At 70.4% G+C, this 19,315-nt stretch carries 18 protein-coding genes; 9 read left to right on the top strand and 9 right to left on the bottom strand.

Annotated features, from left to right (window positions below; all coding sequences use genetic code 11):
• Positions 1–220 precede the first annotated feature (220 nt).
• Both ABZ833_RS23400 and ABZ833_RS23395 read left to right on the top strand, forming a co-directional pair.
• Positions 221–1,951, top strand: a complete 1,731-nt coding sequence (locus ABZ833_RS23400; RefSeq protein ID WP_361049591.1) for an LCP family protein — start codon at positions 221–223, stop codon at positions 1,949–1,951.
• A gap of 83 nt (positions 1,952–2,034) precedes the next feature.
• Entirely contained in the window at positions 2,035–3,675 is a 1,641-nt protein-coding gene (locus tag ABZ833_RS23395) for an LCP family protein (protein ID WP_361049589.1), read from the top strand.
• A gap of 62 nt (positions 3,676–3,737) precedes the next feature.
• Here the strand turns inward: ABZ833_RS23395 and ABZ833_RS23390 are convergent, their stop codons facing one another.
• Entirely contained in the window at positions 3,738–4,778 is a 1,041-nt protein-coding gene (locus ABZ833_RS23390; RefSeq protein WP_361049587.1) for a glycosyltransferase family 2 protein, read from the bottom strand.
• 288 nt (positions 4,779–5,066) lie between these two features.
• Here ABZ833_RS23390 and ABZ833_RS23385 point away from each other — a divergent pair, with 288 nt between their 5' ends.
• The gene (locus tag ABZ833_RS23385; RefSeq protein WP_361049694.1) at positions 5,067–6,428 is read left to right on the top strand and encodes an LCP family protein; all 1,362 of its coding nucleotides are present in this window, start codon (positions 5,067–5,069) and stop codon (positions 6,426–6,428) included.
• Between the two features lie 9 nt (positions 6,429–6,437).
• On the opposite strand, the gene ABZ833_RS23380 is transcribed toward ABZ833_RS23385, so the two are convergent.
• On the bottom strand, positions 6,438–6,986 hold the full coding sequence (locus ABZ833_RS23380) for an acyl-CoA thioesterase (RefSeq protein ID WP_361049585.1): 549 nt from the start codon (positions 6,984–6,986) through the stop codon (positions 6,438–6,440).
• 129 nt (positions 6,987–7,115) lie between these two features.
• Here ABZ833_RS23380 and ABZ833_RS23375 point away from each other — a divergent pair, with 129 nt between their 5' ends.
• Positions 7,116–8,447: an LCP family protein gene (locus tag ABZ833_RS23375; RefSeq protein WP_361049583.1), complete on the top strand. Its 1,332-nt coding sequence runs from the start codon at positions 7,116–7,118 to the stop codon at positions 8,445–8,447.
• Between the two features lie 164 nt (positions 8,448–8,611).
• On the top strand, positions 8,612–9,739 hold the full coding sequence (locus ABZ833_RS23370; RefSeq protein ID WP_361049581.1) for a dipeptidase: 1,128 nt from the start codon (positions 8,612–8,614) through the stop codon (positions 9,737–9,739).
• Here ABZ833_RS23370 and ABZ833_RS23365 read toward each other — a convergent pair.
• Entirely contained in the window at positions 9,736–10,134 is a 399-nt protein-coding gene (locus tag ABZ833_RS23365; RefSeq protein ID WP_361049579.1) for a VOC family protein, read from the bottom strand. The genes ABZ833_RS23370 and ABZ833_RS23365 overlap by 4 nt on opposite strands.
• Before the next feature lie 23 nt (positions 10,135–10,157).
• On the bottom strand, positions 10,158–10,526 hold the full coding sequence (locus tag ABZ833_RS23360) for a VOC family protein (RefSeq protein WP_361049577.1): 369 nt from the start codon (positions 10,524–10,526) through the stop codon (positions 10,158–10,160).
• 92 nt (positions 10,527–10,618) lie between these two features.
• Here ABZ833_RS23360 and ABZ833_RS23355 point away from each other — a divergent pair, with 92 nt between their 5' ends.
• The gene (locus tag ABZ833_RS23355; RefSeq protein ID WP_361049575.1) at positions 10,619–11,146 is read left to right on the top strand and encodes a CGNR zinc finger domain-containing protein; all 528 of its coding nucleotides are present in this window, start codon (positions 10,619–10,621) and stop codon (positions 11,144–11,146) included.
• Positions 11,147–11,380: 234 nt separating this feature from the next.
• Here the strand turns inward: ABZ833_RS23355 and ABZ833_RS23350 are convergent, their stop codons facing one another.
• Positions 11,381–12,724, bottom strand: a complete 1,344-nt coding sequence (locus tag ABZ833_RS23350; protein ID WP_361049573.1) for a UDP-glucose/GDP-mannose dehydrogenase family protein — start codon at positions 12,722–12,724, stop codon at positions 11,381–11,383.
• Between the two features lie 188 nt (positions 12,725–12,912).
• On the opposite strand from ABZ833_RS23350, the gene ABZ833_RS23345 reads away from it, so the two are divergent.
• Positions 12,913–14,070 (top strand): acyl-CoA dehydrogenase, encoded by a 1,158-nt coding sequence (locus ABZ833_RS23345; RefSeq protein ID WP_249589530.1) that lies wholly within the window; start codon positions 12,913–12,915, stop codon positions 14,068–14,070.
• Positions 14,071–14,156: 86 nt separating this feature from the next.
• Here ABZ833_RS23345 and ABZ833_RS23340 read toward each other — a convergent pair whose 3' ends face one another.
• Positions 14,157–14,606 (bottom strand): MarR family winged helix-turn-helix transcriptional regulator, encoded by a 450-nt coding sequence (locus ABZ833_RS23340; protein WP_361049571.1) that lies wholly within the window; start codon positions 14,604–14,606, stop codon positions 14,157–14,159.
• A 119-nt stretch (positions 14,607–14,725) separates the two neighbouring features.
• Between ABZ833_RS23340 and ABZ833_RS23335 the strand changes: the two genes are divergently transcribed.
• A complete protein-coding gene (locus tag ABZ833_RS23335) occupies positions 14,726–15,283 on the top strand; it encodes a quercetin 2,3-dioxygenase (protein WP_361049569.1) in 558 nt (185 codons plus the stop codon).
• A complete protein-coding gene (locus ABZ833_RS23330; protein ID WP_361049567.1) occupies positions 15,280–16,164 on the top strand; it encodes an alpha/beta hydrolase in 885 nt (294 codons plus the stop codon). The genes ABZ833_RS23335 and ABZ833_RS23330 overlap by 4 nt, the downstream gene beginning before the upstream one ends.
• A 69-nt stretch (positions 16,165–16,233) precedes the next feature.
• Here the strand turns inward: ABZ833_RS23330 and ABZ833_RS23325 are convergent, their stop codons facing one another.
• The 3 genes from ABZ833_RS23325 to ABZ833_RS23315 are packed head-to-tail and all read right to left on the bottom strand — an operon-like array spanning position 16,234 to position 19,168.
• Entirely contained in the window at positions 16,234–17,433 is a 1,200-nt protein-coding gene (locus ABZ833_RS23325; RefSeq protein ID WP_361049565.1) for a dipeptidase, read from the bottom strand.
• Between the two features lie 5 nt (positions 17,434–17,438).
• Positions 17,439–17,972, bottom strand: a complete 534-nt coding sequence (purE, locus tag ABZ833_RS23320; RefSeq protein WP_361049563.1) for a 5-(carboxyamino)imidazole ribonucleotide mutase — start codon at positions 17,970–17,972, stop codon at positions 17,439–17,441.
• Positions 17,969–19,168: a 5-(carboxyamino)imidazole ribonucleotide synthase gene (locus ABZ833_RS23315; protein WP_361049692.1), complete on the bottom strand. Its 1,200-nt coding sequence runs from the start codon at positions 19,166–19,168 to the stop codon at positions 17,969–17,971. The genes purE and ABZ833_RS23315 overlap by 4 nt, the downstream gene beginning before the upstream one ends.
• Between the last annotated feature and the right edge of the window lie 147 nt (positions 19,169–19,315).

Below are 19,315 nucleotides of genomic sequence, written 5' to 3'. Positions count from 1 at the left end.
CCCAAGCGCAAGACCGCCTGCACAAAGAAATAGGGCGTATTGCCCAGTTGTAGGGGAGTGGAATTTGTCACCGGCGTCGTTCACCGCCGAACTGGCCGGATAGTGTGAGCGATCCGGTGCGCCGGGCCCTTCCGGGCTGCGCACCGCTGGATGACTGACCGAGCGCCTTTCTTGAGGGGGGAAAGGCGCCGCGTGGCCCCGACGGAGGACGCAGCTAACCGTGGACGCGCAAGGCCGTGGGCGGGCGGAGAACATCGACCCCGCAGACCAGTGGGTGCTCAACCCGAACACCGGCGATTACGAACTGCGACTGAGCCCTTCCGCAGGGCAGTCGGCAGTGCCTGGACCGCGCAGATCACCGCGGTCCTCGACCCGCCAGGGATCGCGCGGCCGCGATGGCCGACGCGATGAGCCCCGTGACGAACAGCGCGAGGTTCCGCCTCAGCGCAGACGCCGCAATCCGCAGCCGGAGGCAGCGGGCGGGCGGCGCAAGCAGAAGCCGAGGAAGTCCAAGGGCAAGAAGGTCCTGATGTGGACGGGCGGCTCGCTCGCCCTCGTCCTGGTCGCGGTCGGTGTGGGCGGGTACGTCTACTACCAACACCTCAACGACAACATCAACTCGATCGCCGACGACGGCGCGAGCACCGGCGGCTTCAGCAAGGACCGCGCCATCAACATCCTGGTGATGGGCACGGACAAGCGCAGCGGCGAGGGCAACGAGAAGTACGGCGACAAGGGAAGCGTCGGGCACGCCGACACGACGATCCTGCTGCACGTCTCCAAGGACCGCACCAACGCGACCGCGTTGAGCATCCCGCGCGACATGATCACGGACATTCCGGACTGCCCGACCACGATGAAGGACGGCAGCAAGAAGACGATCACCGGCACGAAGGGCGCCCGCTTCAACGAGAGCCTCGGGCAGAGCGAGCGCACGCCCAGCTGCACCATGCGTACGGTCACGGAGATCACCGGGATAGTCCCCGACCACTTCATGGTGGCCGACTTCAACGCGGTCAAGACGCTCTCCAGCGCGGTCGGCGGCGTCGACGTCTGTCTGGCCAAGGACATCGACGACCCGGACTCGCACCTGGACCTGCCCGCGGGCAAGCACACCATCGAGGGCGAGGAGGCGCTGGCGTTCGTCCGCACGCGCCACTCCGTGGGCACCGGCGGGGACTTGAGCCGCATCGAGCTGCAACAGCAGTTCCTCAGCTCGCTGATGCGCAAGCTCAAGTCGAACGACACGCTGACCAGCCCGTCGAAGATGATAAAGCTGGCCGAAGCGGGCACCGAGGCGCTCACGGTCGACTCCAAGATCGCGGACATCATGAAACTCCGTGACCTGGGCATGGAGCTCGGCAAGCTCGACATGAAGAACCTGAGCTTCGCGACCGTGCCTGTCGTCGACAACCCGGCGGAGAAGGTCCACACGACCGTCGTCGTGGACGAGGCCAAGGCCGACCCGCTGTTCTCCATGATGCGCGCCGACGAGTCGCTGACCGCGGTGAAGAAGAAGGAGAAGAAGGAGAAGGCGGCGGTCGCCGCCCGCCTCAAGGGCAGCAAGTCCGAGGCTTCCGAGGTGCGGGTCAACATCTACAACGGCAGCGGGAAGACCGGCGCCGCTCAGGCAACTCTCACGTACTTGCAGAACACTGAGGGCATGTCCAAGGCAAGCCAGCTCGGCAACGCGCCGTCCGACCTCAAGAAGACGACGCTGGAGTACGCCCCCGACCAGGCCGATCAGGCCCGGCGGCTCGCCGACGTCATGGGGCTCTCCGGCTCCGCGATGAAGCCCGGCAAGAGCGAGAAGAACTCGCAGGGTCTGCCCGCCATCAAGCTGACGCTCGGCAGCGACTTCAAGGGGGCCGGGGTGCCCATCAGTACCCCGTCGAAGGCGCCGGAGGGCATCCAGAAGGTCGAAGCGGACAAGACTGTGTGCGCCAAGTGACCTGAAGCGGCCATTCTGCGTCTGACTAGGCGCAGGATGGCCGTAATTCGGGGTAGCGCGGGGAGCGCGGGGAGGGGCAGGGGATGGGGAAAAGCAGCGTGCGTGGGGAGGGGGCGCGACAACGCGCCCCGCACGCCAGTGATCACGGCTTGGAAGAAGGCCCGCCGCACGAGGGAGGGGAGCCCTCGGCGGACAGCGGGCACCACAGGCGTCGGCATGGGGGTGGCGGCGGACGGGCTCCGCGTCCAAGACGCCGGATACTCCGCTGGTCGGCGACGATTCTCTCGGTGCTGATACTCGGCACGGCCGGCGCCGGATATCTCTACTACCAGCACTTGAACAACAACCTGGAGACCGACGACCTGAACCTCGGCGACCACCGGGCCCCCGAGCCCACGCCGAACGCGGCGGGCCAGACCCCGCTGAACATCCTTCTGATCGGTTCGGACGCGCGGGACTCCAAGGAGAACCAGAAGCTCGGCGGCGCCAAGGAGACCTTCGGGGGCACACCGCTCGCCGACGTCCAGATGCTCCTGCACCTGTCGGCCGACCGCACGAACATGTCGGTCATCAGCATGCCGCGCGACACGCTGCTCTCCATTCCCAAGTGCACCGACCCGGACGACGGCAAGGTCTACGAGGCGTCGACGCAGCGGACGATGACGAACCAGTCGCTCGGCCGCGGCGGCCCCGGCTGCACGGTCGCCACCTGGGAGAAGCTCACCAACATCCGCATCAACCACTTCATGGAGGTGGACTTCTCGGGTGTGGTCTCCATGGCCGACGCCATCGGCGGCGTACCGGTCTGCGTGGACGCCAACATCCACTCGCGCGACAGCGAGGGCCACGGCTCCGGCCTGAAGCTCGAGAAGGGCACCACGTACGTCAAGGGCGAGCAGGCCCTGCAGTGGCTGCGCACCCGCTACGGCTTCGACGGCGGCACCGACATCAGCCGGGCCAAGGCCCAGCACATGTACATGAACGCACTCGTGCGCGAGCTGCGCGAGAACGCCAACTTGGGCAGCCCCAACAAGCTGCGCAAGCTCGCCGAGACGGCCACCAGCGCACTCAAGGTCGACGACGGCCTGGGCAGCGTCAAAGCGCTCTTCGACCTGAGCAACGAGCTCAAGAAGGTCTCGCCGGAGCGGACCACGATGACGACCATGCCCTTCGAGTACGTGGGCGCGCGCGTGATCCCCAAGCCGGGCGACGCCGAGCAGCTCTTCCGCCTCGTACGCGACGACATCTCACTGGACGGCAAGGGCAAGAAGAAGCCCGCCAAGGAGAAGGTCTCGGACGATCCGGCGGCCGACGACGGCGAGATCGCGGTGCAGGTGCAGAACGGCACCCGCACGGACGTCGAGCCCCCGGTCAGCGGGCGCGCGAGCACGGTCACGCAGCTCCTCGCGGGGAAGGGCTTCACCAAGGCGGCGGCCGACACGACGACCGTCCTCGCGCAGGAGAAGACCGTCATCAAGTTCCCCAGCGCCGACCTGGAGGGCGACGCCCAGCGGGTCGCCAAGTCCCTAGGCATGAAGCTGAGTTCGGTGAAGAAGTCGACGGACGTCTCGGGGGTCACCCTGGTCGTCGGCGCCGACTGGCGGGAGGGGAACGCCCCTCCCAAGTCGAAGCAGGACGACAAGACGCCGGATTCGGCCGAGGCGCTCAACGGCTCGGACAAGAAGGCGTGCATGCACGTGGATCCGAACTTCACCTGGAAGTGAGCCCGGCCCACGGGAGATGAGCCCGGCCCACGGCAAGTGGGCCGGGGCTCGTCCGGCTGTGCTCAGGCCTCACTGAGGACGGCCGGGCGCCGGGAGGCGATGACCCTCTTGGCGAGCGAGCGCGGGCTGGTCAGGAAGCCCCAGCCCCACGACATGTGCATGGTCGCGAGGGCCACCGGGATCTGCAGGCGCGCCTTCAGCGGAAGCCCCTTGCCCGCGGGCAGCGAGCCCGCAGCGATCGCCGCGACATAGCCGGCGGGGACGACGAAGCCCCAGGGGGTCACAAGCGCGCCCACGACGACGCCTGCCGCGATCGCGCAGACCGCGGTCGGGGGCGCGAGGTAGCGCAGGTTGATGGAGCCCTCGTGGTACCGGGCGACGACGTGCCGCCAGCGGCCGTAGTCCTTGTACTGCTTGGCGAGCGCCTTCACGCTCGGCCGCGGGCGGTACTGCACCTTCAGCTCGGGCGAGAACCAGATGAGCCCGCCGGCCTCACGGATGCGGAAGTTCAGCTCCCAGTCCTGGGCGCGGATGAACTCTTCGTTGTAGCCGCCCTGCTGTTCGAGGGCCTCGCGGCGGAAGACGCCGAGGTAGACGGTCTCCGCCTGCTGGGCGGCGCCACCGGTGTGGAAGGCCGCGTTGCCCACGCCGATCTTCGACGTCATGGCGGCGGCGACCGCGTGCTCCCAGTCGTTCTCGCCCTCGGCGTGCATGATGCCGCCGACGTTCTGCGCGCCGGTCTCCTCCAGGAGGCGTACGGCCGTCGCGATATAGCCGGGCGAGAGGATGCCGTGGCCGTCCACGCGCACCACGATCGGGTGACTCGACGCCTTGATGGCGGCGTTCAGGGCCGCGGGCGTGCGCCCCGTGGGGTTCGGGACGGTCTGCACCTTCGCGCGGTTGCCCGCGGTCTCGGCGACCAGTTCGGCGGCGATCTCGTTCGTCCGGTCCGTGGAGGGACCGAGCGCGACGACGACCTCCATCTCACCGTCGTACTCCTGCTCAAGGATCGCTGAGACGGCAGCACGCAGGTGCCGTTCCTCGTTGAGCACCGGCATGATCACGGATACGGCAGGAAGCTGCACGTCGGGCGTCGCGTTCATCGGCGCCACGTTACCGCGAATGGGGGACACCGGCGCGCGCCGCCCGGCCTGCTGCCCCGGGTCGCAGATCGTATGGGCCTACGGTTCTCGCGTTCCCCGGCCCATCGCGGGTCCCCCTACCCCGTCCCGGACAGGCCCGTCACCGCGGAGGTGTCCCTTCACGTGCCCACACCGCCCCGCCGCTCCCCCACCCCGCCGCCGCGTGGCCTGCGCCCGCCACGAGCGAGGCAGCCTGTGCAGCAGCCCGCGGGGCGGCCGGTCAAGCAGCGCAGGCGGCCACGCTGGGCCATGCGGGTGGCGACCGGGTTCTCGGTGACCGTGCTCGCGGCGGCCGGGATCGGGCACGGTGTGGTCACCAGCCTCGACACCGAGATCAGCCGGGTCGACGCCTTCAAGGACATGAAGAACCGGCCCAAGGGCGGCAACGGCATGAACGTGCTGCTCGTCGGCACCGACGGCCGCGAGAAGATCACCAAGGCGGAGAAGCAGAAGTACCGGCTCGGCGGGGCGCCCTGCCACTGCACGGACACGATCATGATCGTGCACCTCTCGGAGGACCGGGACCGCGCCAGCGTCGTGAGCCTGCCCCGCGACAGCTACGCCGAGATGCCCGAGCACGTCGACCGGAACTCCGGCGACAAGCACAAGCCGCACCCGGTCAAGATGAACGCGGCGTACGCGGAGGGCGGACCCAACCTGACCGTGCGGACCGTCGAGAACATGACGAAGGTCAAGATCGACCACTACATGGAGGTCGACTTCACCAGCTTCATGAAGACCGTGGACGTGCTCGGCGGCGTCGAGATCTGCACGGCCCGCCCGCTGAAGGACTCGTACACAGGGCTCGATCTCCCCGTCGGCACGCACAAGCTGAACGGCGGCGCCGCGCTGCAGTACGTCCGCACACGGCACGTCGACGGCACGTCGGACCTGGGGCGGATGCAGCGCCAGCAGCGGTTCCTCGCGGCGCTCATCTCGAAGGCCACCGGCAGCGGGGTGCTGCTCAACCCGCTGAAGTTCCGCGACGTGTCCAGGACGCTGCTCGGCTCGGTCCGGGCCGACAAGGGCTTCGGCACGAACGAGATGCTCGCCCTGGGGCGGGCGATGCGCGGCTTCTCGCCGTCGTCGTCGGAGTTCACGACGGTGCCGCTGCGCAGCAAGGGCGTCCTTGTGCCGGGCATCGGGTCGACGCTGAAGTGGGACCCGCAGAGGTCCGCGAAGCTCTTCAAGGCGCTGCGCGAGGACCGTCCGCTCGCCGCGCACGGCGCACGGCGCAAGGCGATCGTCGACGTGTCGCCGCAGCAGATCCGGGTGCAGGTCGACAACGCCGCGGGCACTCCGGGCCTGGGCAAGCGGGTCGACACGGCGCTGCGGTCCACCGGCTTCAGGACGACGCGGGCCCCGGGCAACTTCGTGGGCAAGCCGCTGCCGCGCACGGTCGTCGCGTACGACCCGCGCTGGGACCGCTCGGCGAAGTCCCTGGCGACGGCGCTGCCCGGCAGCCAGCTGCGGGCGGTGAAGGGTCAGGGCGCCACCCTGAAGGTGTTCGCGGGCCAGGACTTCAAGCAGGTCAGGCCGGTGCGGGCGGAGGACGCCTACCAAGGCGAGTTCGGGGCGCTGACGGGCGACCAGGTGGTGTGCCAGTCGTAGGACGGGCGCTCAGTCGTCGAGGCCCTCGGCGGCACGCGCCTGGCGCAGCTCCTTGATGGCCCGGCGGCGCGCGAGGCGGTGCGTGCGTCGGATCTGCGCCTCCTGATACCGGCGCCGGTCCCGCTCGGTCTCCGGAAGCACCGGCGGCACGCTCCGCGGCTTGCCGTCCGCGTCGACGGCGGCGAAGACGAGGTACGCCGACCCCACCTGCTGCGCGGGCGTCGACTCGTTCCAGCGCTCGGCGAGGACCCGGACGCCGACCTCCATGGAGCTGCGCCCGGTCCAGTTGACCTGCGCCTTCACATGGACGAGGTCGCCGACCCGCACCGGCTCGAGGAAGGCCATCTCGTCCATGGACGCGGTGACCGCGGGCCCGCCCGAGTGCCGTCCCGCGACAGCCCCCGCGGCGTCGTCCACCAGTTTCATGATCACGCCGCCGTGCACCGTTCCAAGGAGGTTGGTGTCGCCGTGGGTCATGATGTGGCTGAGAGTCGTGCGGGATGCCGAGGTCGGCTTGCCCGGAATCTCCGATTCCGCGCCAGGGGCCAGGTCTGTCATGGGCTCTACCTTAAGTCGGAGGAATGTCCCGGCCGCGCCCGGCGGCTTTGCATCAGCTCTGCAACAGCCCTGAACCGAAATCCCGCCTGCCCTGTGAGGCGCATAGGCAGAGACGGCACACTGGGCCACATGAGCGATTGGCCTGACGACCAGGGCAACGGCCGAGGATACGGCCGTGGCAGCGGGAGCGCGCAGCCTGAGGGCGCCCGCAGGATGCGGCATGTCCAGCGCGGCGGCCCGTCCGGCCGACCGGGCCAGCAGCAGGCGGGAGGAGTCCCGCAGCAGCCGTCGTACGACGACGGGCAGGGCCAGCGGTACGGCGACGCGCGCGACGACATGTTCGAGCCCCGCAGCCCCCGCCAGGACGGCTACGACAGCGGCTACAACACCGGCCAGGTCTACGGCTCCCCGAACGGCCAGGGCAACGGCGCGGGCCAGGGCGGCGACGACGGGTACGGCACCCGCGCGCCCCGCCCCGCACCGAACTGGCGCCGCCGCATCAAGATCGGCTCGATCACCCTGGTCGTGGTGCTGCTCGCGGTCTCCATCGGCACGTATTTCTGGGCCGACTCCAAGCTCAAGCGCGAGGTCGACCTCTCCAAGGTCATCGAGCGCCCCGAGGGCGGCGCGGGCACGAACTACCTGATCGTCGGCTCCGACAGCCGCGAGGGCATGTCCGACCAGGACAAGAAGGACCTCCACACGGGCTCCGCCGATGGCAAGCGCACGGACTCGATGATGATCCTGCACGTCGCGGACGACGGCGGGAACACGATGATCTCGCTGCCCCGCGACTCGAACGTGACGATCCCCTCCTTCAAGGGCGCCGAGTCCGGCAAGCTCTACCCGAACCAGGGCCGCCAGACGAAGCTCAACGCGGCGTACGCGGAGGACGGCCCCGAGCTGCTCGTCCGCACCGTCGAGTACAACACCGGCCTGAAGATCGACCACTACGCCGAGATCGGCTTCGGCGGCTTCGCCAAGATCGTGGACGCGGTCGGCGGCGTCGAGATGGACATCCCCAAGGGCTTCAAGGACGAGAAGTCCGGCGCCGACTTCGAGGCGGGCAAGCAGACCCTCGACGGCAAGCAGGCCCTGGCCTTCGTCCGTACGCGCTACGCCCTGCCGGGCAGCGACCTGGACCGCACGAAGAACCAGCAGAAGTTCCTCGCGGCCCTGGCCAACCAGGCGGCGACGCCGGGCACGGTCATGAACCCCTTCAAGCTCTACCCCACGATGGGCGCGGGCCTGGACACGCTGGTCGTCGACAAGGACATGGGCCTGTTCGACGTGGCGTCCATGTTCTGGGCGATGAAGGGCGTCACGGGCGGCGACGGCAAGTCCATGAACATGCCGCTCGCGGGCTCGACCGGCGGCAACCTCCTGTGGGACAAGGCCAAGGTCAAGCAGATGGTGAACCAGCTGAACAACGACGAGAAGGTGACCGTCTCGGGCGGCTGAACCGTCTCCTGAACCTGTCGCAGGGGCCCCGCCGGTCAATCGGCGGGGCCCCTGCGCGTGCCGCGGTCACGGCCTCGTACCCCGAACGCTTCGCCCGCCGTGAAGCCGCGGCTCCCGCGTGTCACGGTTGACCGGACTGCCACCCTGAAGTCCGGAGCACTGCCATGGCAGACCTGCAGGTCGAACTCAACGCCACCGCCGAAGCCGGAGAGCTGGACCAGCCCTCCGTACGGCCCCCCGAGCCACCGCCCATATCCGAGCCTGGACCGGCGCACGAACCCGCGCCCGGACCAGCACGCGCGCAGGACCCCCTCGGGCGAGCCCGCGCGCTGCTCGCCGCGCATCCCGTCGCCGACGGCTACAGCGGACTGCCCTGGACGCTGCGCGGGCTGCCCTGGTACGACCTGGAGCTCGGCGACAGCGCCGTGGACGCCGATGTGCCGCGGCTGCGTGAGGGGGGTGTGGGGGCGCAGTTCTGGTCCGTGCACGTCCCGGAGAGCATCACCGGTGACCGCGTGCTCGGCGCGACCCTCGAACAGCTCGACCTCGTCAAGCGCGTCGTCGGCGGCCACTCCGACGGCCTGCGCCTGGCCCGCACGGCGTCCGAGGTGGCCGACGCCCGCCACTGCGGCCGCATCGCCACCCTGATCGGTCCGGCGCGCGCCGAGGCGATCGGCGACTCGCTCGCCACCCTGCGCGCCCTGCACGCCCTCGGTCTCTGCTCGCTCACGCTCTCCGGTACGTCATGGACGGGCCCCGAGGGGCTGACCCCGTTCGGCGAGGAGGTGGTGCGCGAGCTGAACCGGCTCGGGGTGCTCGCCGAGCTGTCCGGCGCCACCGAGGCCACCGCGCACCGGGTGCTCGCCGTCTCCAAGGCACCGGTCCTCTTCGCCAGGTCGGGGGCCCGCGCGCTGCGGGACGCCCCGGCGAACCTCCCGGACGACCTGCTGACCGCGCTCGGCGCCGCCAAGGGCCTGTGCCTGGTGCCCCTGGCCGCCGAGCAGACGGGTTCCTCGATCCATGAGGTGGCTGACCACCTCGACCACGTACGCCGCCTCGCGGGCCCGGAGAGCGTGGGCCTCTCGGGGATGTACGACACCTCGGCCGCGCACCCCGACGGCCTGGCCGACGCATCGCGCTATCCGCACCTCGTCGCCGAGCTCATCGACCGCGACTGGCCTGAGGCCGACCTCGCGCGCCTGACGTGGGGCAATGCCCAACGGGTGCTGCGCGGGGCCGACTTCACGGCACGGGCGGCGCGGGAGAGGCGGCGGCAGCAGGCCGCCGGTTAGCCTTCGTCGATCCGGCAGAGGCAGAAGGGATGCCCTGCCGGATCGGCGTACACGCGGAAGTCGCGGCTGCCGTTGTCGTCGTCGACGTCGAGCGGTTTGGCGCCCAGGGCGAGTACGCGCTCCTGGGCGCGCTCGATGTCCTGGACGGCCGGACCCACGTCGAGGTCGAGGTGGATCTGCTGCGAACCGGCGCCCGCCCGCGGCCAGTCGGGCGGGCGGTGCCCCGGGGCTTCCTGGAAGCAGAGGCGCAGGCCGCCGGGGGCGTGGAGGGTGACCCAGTCCTCGCCCTCGTCGCCCTCGACGGTGCCGCCCAGCAAGTGCGCGTAGAACTCGGCCAGTTGACGGGGATCGGGACAGTCCAGGACGACACTGCGCATGCGCGCGACGGGTGCCATGTGTGTGTTCCCTCCTGATGGATTCAGCAGGCGCAGAGACAGAACGGGTGCCCGGCCGGGTCGGCGTACACCCGGAAGCTCCGCTCGCGATCCTCCGCGTCCAGCACGGTGGCGCCGAGCGCGAGCACCTCCTTCTCGACGGCGTCCAGCTCCTCCTGCGGCAGATGCAGGTCCAGGTGGAACTGCTGCGAGTGCGTCGCCGCCGGCCACTGCGGCGGTACGTGGCCGGGCGCGGCCTGGAACGCGAGCGGCGGGCCGTCCTGGCCTTCGAGATGGGCCCAGCCGTCGCCGTCGTCCTGGGGGGTGCCGCCGATGACGGCCGCGTAGAAGGTGGCGAGCGCGAGGGGGTCGGGGCAGTCGAGTACGACGTAGCCGAGTTTGGCGAGCGGCATGACTTCTCCTCGTTCGCGGATGGGTTACCTGTAGCAGCCCGCTACAGGTAACGGTTACTACATACTCCCCCACTGGAGGTAACGTCGCAAGCATGAATGACAGAGCATCTGCTCCAGGAGCTCTCGCGCTGGTCCAGGCGCTGGTGAACACCCTGGACCTGGAGTCGGGCGCGGACGCGCTCGACACGTCGGAGGGCCGCGCGCCGTTCGGCATCGCGCCGGGCGCCGAGCTGACGGCCGCGCGCGAACTGCGGGAGTCGCTACGGGCGACATGCCTGGCCCACGCGGGCCACGCCCCGCACGCACCGGTGTCCCCGCTCTCTCAACTCCTCACGAGAGCACCACTGTTGGTGAAGATCTCAGAGGAGGACGGCTCGGCGGAACTGACCCCCGCGGAGCCGTCCACGCTCGCCTCGCGGGTGGCGGCGGCCATCGCGGAGGCGGTGACCGCGGGCACCTGGTCCCGGCTCAAGGCATGCGAGGCCTCGGACTGCCACTGGGCGTACTACGACCGAAGCCCGGCGAGCCGCAGCAGATGGTGCGACATGGGGGTATGCGGCGCCCGAGCAAAGATGCGGGCCTATCGGGCGCGCAAAACACCACCCCCAGTACAGCCCTGACAGAAGCCCCACACACCCGCAGCCGGCAGCGCTCGCGAGGGGACGTGCCGGTATGTCCGCCCGGAGCACGGTTCCCGTCACTCCCCCTCCGAAGCACCAAGGCGGCCACCGGACGACAGCGAGGACGGACATACCGGCACGGCCCCGCACCCACAGACGAACCAGCCCCGCAGCGGCCCCCCACGCACCCGCACCCAACACGCGTGCGAACCAGGTCAGGCCATGCGCAAGGCCTCAGGCCGAGGGCCGCCCCATCGCCCGGTAGGTCCACCCGGCCGCCCGCCACACCGCCGGATCCAGCGCGTTGCGCCCGTCCAGGATGAGCCGCTCCGAGGCCACCGTGCCCAGCGCCTCCGGGTCCAGCTCGCGGAACTCGCGCCACTCCGTCAGGTGCAGCACCGCGTCCGCGCCCCGCACCGCGTCCACGGCACTCTCCGCGTACGCCAGAGTCGGGAACAGCCGCCCCGCGTTCGCCATGCCCTTGGGGTCGTACACCGTGACCTGACCGCCCTGGAGGTGGATCTGCCCGGCGACGTTCAGCGCGGGCGAGTCACGGACGTCGTCCGAGTCCGGCTTGAACGTGGCGCCGAGGACCGCGACCCGCTTGCCCAGGAAGGACCCGCCGCCGAGCGCCTCGCGCGCCATCTCCACCATCTGCCCGCGCCGCCGCATGTTGATCGAGTCGATCTCCCGCAGGAAGGTCAGCGCCTGGTCGGCACCCAGCTCCCCGGCCCGCGCCATGAACGCCCGGATGTCCTTGGGCAGACAGCCGCCCCCGAAGCCGATCCCGGCCCGCAGGAACTTCTTGCCGATCCGGTCGTCGTAGCCGAGCGCCTCCGCCAGCTTCACGACGTCACCGCCCGCGGCCTCGCACACCTCGGCCATGGCGTTGATGAACGAGATCTTCGTGGCGAGGAAGGAGTTGGCCGCGGTCTTCACCAGCTCGGAGGTCGGGAAGTCCGTCACGACGAAGGGCGAGCCCTCGCCCACCGGACCCGCGTACACCTCGCGAAGGAGCTTCTCGGCGTGCGCGCTGCGTACACCGACGACGATGCGGTCCGGGTGCAGCGTGTCCTGCACGGCGAAGCCCTCCCGCAGGAACTCCGGGTTCCAGGCCAGCTCGGCCTCGGCGCCCACGGGCGCCGCGGCGGCCAGCTCACGCGCGAGCCGGTCCGCAGAGCCGACCGGCACGGTCGACTTGCCGACGACGAGCGCGGGCTTGGTCAGGTGCGGGGCGAGCTGCGCGAAGGCGCTGTCGACGTAGCTCATGTCGCAGGCGTACTCGCCGTGCTTCTGCGGGGTGTTCACGCAGACGAAGTGGACGTCACCGAAGGCCGCGACCTCCGCGAAGTCCATGGTGAAGCGCAGCCGCCCGCTGGAGCCCTCGATCCCGGCGACGTGCTTGCGCAGCAGCTCCTCGAGGCCGGGCTCGTACATCGGGACCTCGCCCCGCTGCAGCATCTCGATCTTCTCGGGCACGACGTCGAGCCCGAGCACCTCGAAGCCGAGCTCGGCCATGGCCGCTGCGTGCGTAGCGCCGAGATAGCCGGTGCCGATCACGGTGATCTTGAGGGCCATGCGGTGCTCCAGAGGTCTACGGCGTCAGTGCGGTGCCCGAGCATAGTCGGGCCTCTGACAGGGCACGTTTCCGGCATTGCCACCCGTCGGCTGCCCGCTGTCGGCAAGCTCACGTATCCCTCGCGTGAGCCGCCCTCTAAAATTTGGGTTACTTAACGGTAATTAGCATCCTTGGAGCGTGAGAGACCTTGGCCGGATCGGCTGATTTCGACCTGTACCGCCCGTCCGAGGAGCACGACATGCTCCGCGACGCGATCCGTTCGCTCTCCGAGGCGAAGATCGCACCGTTCGCCGCGGCGGTGGACGAGGAGGCCCGCTTCCCGCAGGAGGCGCTCGACGCCCTCGTCGCCTCCGACCTGCACGCCGTGCACGTACCGGAGAGCTTCGGAGGCACGGGCGCCGACGCGCTCGCCACGGTCATCGTGATCGAGGAGGTGGCGCGCGTCTGTGCCTCGTCCTCGCTCATCCCCGCCGTGAACAAGCTGGGCTCGCTCCCCGTGATCCTCTCCGGGTCCGAGGAGCTGAAGAAGAAGTACATGACGCCGCTCGCCAAGGGCGAGGGCATGTTCTCGTACTGCCTCTCCGAGCCGGACGCGGGTTCCGACGCGGCCGGCATGAAGACGAAGGCCGTCCGTGACGGGGACTCCTGGGTCCTCAACGGCGTGAAGCGCTGGATCACGAACGCGGGCGTCTCCGAGTACTACACGGTGATGGCCGTGACCGACCCGACCAAGCGCTCGAAGGGCATCTCCGCCTTCGTCGTCGAGAAGTCGGACGAGGGCGTCTCCTTCGGCGCCCCGGAGCGCAAGCTCGGCATCAAGGGCTCGCCGACCCGCGAGGTCTACTTCGACAACGTCCGCATCCCCGCCGACCGCATGATCGGCGAGGAGGGCACGGGCTTCGCCACGGCGATGAAGACCCTGGACCACACCCGCATCACGATCGCGGCCCAGGCGCTCGGCATCGCCCAGGGCGCGCTGGACTACGCCAAGGGGTACGTCCAGGAGCGCAAGCAGTTCGGGAAGCCGATCGGCGACTTCCAGGGCGTGCAGTTCATGCTCGCGGACATGGCGATGAAGATCGAGGCCGCGCGTCAGCTGACGTACGCGGCCGCGGCCAAGTCGGAGCGTGGCGACGCGGACCTCACCTTCCAGGGTGCCGCCGCCAAGTGCTTCGCCTCGGACGTCGCGATGGAGGTCACCACGGACGCCGTCCAGCTGCTCGGCGGCTACGGCTACACCCGTGACTACCCCGTCGAGCGCATGATGCGCGACGCGAAGATCACGCAGATCTACGAGGGCACGAACCAGGTCCAGCGCATCGTGATGGCCCGCAACCTGCCGTAACCCACGGCGCGTTGACGCCAGGCCAGGCCAAGGCCAGCCCAGTCCGGTCGCCCTTCCCTCGCTCCGAGGGGAGGGCGACCGGCGTTTCACCCCTGGGGCGGGCCGAGGACCGGCGGATTCCCCCAGGGCGCTTCGAGGGCCGCCCGCAGCGCCCGTGTCACCTCCGGGCCGATCCGCTCGGCGAGCACCTCCTCCAGGCGGTGCAGGACCAGCTCCGCCTCGCGGTGCGTGCGCTCGCCCTCGGCGGTGCGCCGGATGAGCCGCTGCCGCCCCGACGAGGGGTCGGGGACCTGCTCCAGGAGGCCCGCCGCGACCAGGCCGTGCACCGCCTGATGGGCGGTCTGCCGCGTGACGCCCATCCGGCGCGCCAGCTCGGAGACCGTCGTGCCCTGCTCGTCCAGGACGGCGAAGAGACCCGCCTGGGTCGGGGACACATGGACCTCCCCCGCCGCCTCCAGGGCCGCGAGGAGCGCGTCCTCGAACCAGCGCCGGGCGTCGCCGAGCAGTTGCGGGAGGTTGCGGCCGGTGACGTGCATCCGCCGAGCCTATGGGGTCGCGGGCCTGTTCACGGGCGACGGCTTGCCCGCCGTGGACTCTTTATGTCAGGCTGCCTGACATTCTCCGTTCCCTTCCTCAGCCATCCCCGGGAGAGCCCATGACGATCGAGTACGCGACCCGCCACCGGCGCTCCTCGCGCATCCCCGCCGAACCGGGCAAGCCCTACGTCATCGAGAAGGGCGAGGGCGACCGCGCCCATCTGTTCGGCGACCTGATCACCATCTACGCGGGCGGCGAGCAGACCGAGAACGCCTTCAACTTCTTCACCGTCGAGGGCCCCCGGGGCAACGTCATCCCGGCCCACCTGCACCCGGACACGTACGAGGTCTTCTACGTCACCCAGGGCGCCGTCCGCCTCTTCGTCGAGGACCTGGAGGGCGAGCAGCTGGAGAAGCTCCTCACCCCCGGCGACTTCGGCTTCGTACCGAAGAACTGCCCGCACGCCTACCGCATGGAGCGCCACCACAGCCAGGTCGTCGGCGTCGCCGCCGGGCCGGGCGGCACCTTCGAGCGGTTCTTCGAGACCCTCGGGGCACCCGCCGAAGGGCTCGGCCTGCCGCGTGAGCCCGTCGTGCCTACGCCCGACAAGTTCGCGACCGTCCCCGAGCAGTACGACGTGCGCTTCCTGCCCGAGCACCAGTGGCGCACCCGGTGAGCCCCACAGGCGCGGCCCTGCGGGCCCTGATCGCCGCGCCCCACCCGGACGTGGCACCCCTGCCGCACGCCGCGCGCCCGGCACCGGACCTGCGGCTGCTGCGCGGTGTCCCGTACGGCGAGGTCGACGGCGGCCGCCCGCTGGAGCTCGACCTGTGGCTGCCGGACAGCGCAGGCGCACCCCTCCCCCTGGTCCTGTTCGTGCACGGCGGTGCCTGGCGGCGAGGGCGCCGTGACGACATGGGGATGGCGACCCGGCACTGGAATCCGGGCCCTCTGGCACGCATCGCGGCAGCGGGCTTCGCGGTGGCCTGCGCCGACTACCGGCTCAGCGGCGAGGCTCCCTTCCCCGCCCCGCTGGACGACCTGCGCGCCGCCCTGCGCTGGCTGGAGCTGCGTGCGCCGGAGCTCGGCGTCGCCCCCGCGAGGACGGTGGTGTGGGGCGAGTCCGCGGGCGGGCACCTGGCCTCGCTCCTCGCGCTGGAGCCCGCGGTCCAGGCCACCGGCGCCGTGATCTGGTACGCCCCGAGCGACCTGACCGTCCCCCGCGGCCCCTTCGACCCGCACAGCGCCACGACCCCGGAGGCCCTGCTGCTCGGCGCCGCCCCCGCCACCGTGCCCGAGCGGGCCCGCGCGGCCAGCCCCGTCACGCACGTCCACCGCGCCGCCCCGCCCTTCCTCCTGGTCCACGGCGAGCGGGACACGATGGTCCCGGCCACGCACAGCGAGGCGCTCGCCACCGGGCTGCGGGACGCCGGGGCCGCACGCGTCGAGCTGCGTACGGTGCCGGGCGCCGACCACGGCTGGCACGGCCTGCCCGATGCCGACGTGGAGGACGTGTTCGCCCGCTCGCTGCGGTTCGCGCGGGAGCTGGTGGACTGACGACAGGTAACAGGAAAAGGGCGGGGGCGGCCGATCGGCCGCCCCCGCCCTTCGCCTCAAGTGGCGCCCTCAGCCGTCCAGTTGCTGAAGCGTCGCGTTCGAAGGACCGCGCCGGGACTGCACGTCACGTGCCACGTCCTCCGCCGCACCCAGTACGCGGACCGCGTTCCGCCACGTCAGCTTGGCCAGGTCCTCCTTCGCCCAGCCGCGGGTCAGGAGCTCCGCGATCAGGTTCGGGTAGCCCGCCACGTCGTTCAGGCCGTCCGGCGTGAACGCCGTGCCGTCGTAGTCGCCGCCGATGCCGATGTGGTCGATGCCGGCGACCTCGCGCATGTGGTCGAGGTGGTCGGCGACCGTCGCCACCGTGGCGACGGGACGCGGGGTCGACTGCTCGAAGGCCGCGTGGACCTTCATCGCCTCCGGCGTCGTGTCCAGGTGGTGGAAGCCGTGCGCCCGCATGTTCTCGTCGGCCGCCGCCGTCCAGTCGACCGCCGCCTGGAGCACGAACTTCGGCACGAAGGTGACCATCGCGACGCCGCCGTTCGCGGGCAGGCGCTCCAGGACGTCGTCCGGGATGTTGCGCGGGTGGTCGCACACCGCACGCGCCGAGGAGTGCGAGAAGATCACCGGCGCCACCGAGGTGTCCAGGGCCGCCCGCATCGTCGTCGCCGCCACGTGGGAGAGGTCCACGAGCATGCCGCTGCGGTTCATCTCGCGTACGACCTCGTGGCCGAACGCGGAGAGGCCGCCGACCCCCGGCTCGTCCGTCGCCGAGTCCGCCCACGCGATGTTGTCGTTGTGCGTCAGCGTCATGTAGCGGACGCCGAGCGCGTGCAACGCCCGCAGCGTGGCGAGGGAGTTGTTGATGGAGTGGCCGCCCTCGGCACCCATCAGGGACGCGATGCGGCCCTCACCGCGCGCCGCCTCCATGTCCGCGGCCGTCAGCGCGCGCCGCAGGTCCGCGGGGTAGCGCGTGAGCAACTGGTCGACGCAGTCGATCTGTTCGAGCGTCGCGCTCACCGCCGCGTCGCCCGCCAGGTCCGTGCGGACGTACACCGACCAGAACTGCGCACCGACGCCGCCCGCCCGCAGGCGCGCGATGTCCGTGTGGAGGTTGCCCGTCTGGTCGGCGGCGATGTCGAGGCGGTCGAGTTCGTACCCCGCCTTCTCGCGCAGCGCCCAGGGCAGGTCGTTGTGGCCGTCGACCACCGGGAAGTCGGCGAGAAGGGCGCGTGCGTCGTCCAGGGAGGCGCTGTCCGGGGAAGTCATGCCGCTCACTTTCCCGAACCGAAGCCGAAACCGGAACCCGCGCCTTCGACCTTGGCCCGAAGCCGCTTCCCCTTCTCCGTGGCCTGCTCGTTCAGCTCCTGCTGGAACTCCCGCATACGGCCGAGGAGTTCGGCGTCGTGCGTGGCCAGGATGCGCGCCGCGAGCAGACCGGCGTTGCGCGCGCCGCCCACCGAGACCGTCGCCACCGGCACGCCCGCGGGCATCTGCACGATGGACAGGAGGGAGTCCATGCCGTCCAGGTACTTGAGCGGGACGGGCACGCCGATCACCGGCAGCGGTGTCACCGACGCGAGCATGCCGGGCAGGTGCGCGGCGCCGCCGGCCCCCGCGATGATCGCCTTGAGGCCGCGGTCCGCCGCTTCCTCGCCGTACGCGACCATCTCGCGCGGCATGCGGTGCGCCGAGACGACGTCGACCTCATAGGGGATCTCGAACTCGTCCAGGGCCTTGGCCGCGGCCTCCATGACCGGCCAGTCGGAGTCCGAGCCCATGACAATGCCAACTACAGGTGCGGTCATTCGGTGATCGTTCCTCTGAGATAGCCGGCCGCGTGACGCGCGCGCTCGAGCACGTCGTCCAGGTCATCGCCGTAGGTGTTGACGTGGCCGACCTTGCGTCCCGGCTTCACGTCCTTGCCGTACATGTGGATCTTCAACTGCGGGTCGCGCGCCATGCAGTGCAGGTACGCCTGGTACATGTCCGGGAAGTCGCCGCCCAGGACATTGGCCATGACCGTCCACTTCGCCCGCGGGCGCGGGTCGCCGAGGGGGAGGTCGAGCACCGCGCGCACGTGGTTGGCGAACTGGGACGTGATCGCCCCGTCCTGCGTCCAGTGGCCGGAGTTGTGCGGGCGCATCGCCAGCTCGTTCACCAGGATGCGGCCGTCGCGCGTCTCGAAGAGCTCGACCGCCAGGTGGCCGACCACCCCGAGCTCCTTGGCGATGCGCAGCGCCAGCTCCTGCGCCTCGCCCGCGAGGGCCTCCGAGAGGCCGGGGGCGGGCGCGATCACCGTGTCGCAGACGCCGTCGACCTGCTGCGACTCGACGACGGGGTAGGCCACTGCCTGGCCGTGCGGCGAGCGCACGACGTTCGCCGCGAGCTCGCGTACGAAGTCGACCTTCTCCTCGGCCAGGACGGGGACACCGGCCCGGAAGGGGTCTTCGGCGTCCTCGACGGAACGTACGAACCACACCCCCTTTCCGTCATAGCCGCCACGCACCGTCTTGAGGATCACGGGGAAGCCGTCGCCTTCGGCCGCGAAGGCCGCCACGTCGGCCGGATCGCGCACGATCCGGTGGCGTGGACAGGGCACACCGATCTCCGTGAGCTTCTCGCGCATCACGCCCTTGTCCTGGGCGTGCACCAGCGCGTCGGGCCCCGGACGCACGGGGATGCCGTCCGCCTCCAGGGCCCGTAGATGCTCGGTGGGTACGTGTTCGTGATCAAAAGTGATCACGTCGCAGCCCCTCGCGAACTCGCGCAGCGTGTCGAGGTCGCGATAGTCGCCGATGACGACATCGCTGACGACCTGCGCCGCGGAATCCTGAGGGGTGTCACTGAGGAGCTTGAATCTGAGGCCGAGGGGGATGCCCGCCTCGTGGGTCATGCGGGCGAGCTGACCGCCGCCGACCATGCCGACTACCGGGAACGTCACACCCCCAGGGTATCGGCCTGTATCAGCCACGTGGGAACGGCCGGTTTCCGTGCACCGCACGGGCTCTGTCGTCACAGAGCCGCCACAGTGTGGAGGCGTCCACGCGCGACCGGTGGGGGTCGCTGGTTAGCATGGCTGGGTTGACGCGACCGAATCACCAATACGTCGACGAGGCGAAGAGACCGAACGAATCGACGACGGGGGTTG

This window comes from Streptomyces sp. NPDC047525, assembly GCF_040643025.1.
Lineage (GTDB): Bacteria > Actinomycetota > Actinomycetes > Streptomycetales > Streptomycetaceae > Streptomyces > Streptomyces durmitorensis.
The sequence above is the reverse complement of the archived record's forward strand: the minus strand, read 5'-3'. Positions and strand labels throughout refer to the sequence as shown.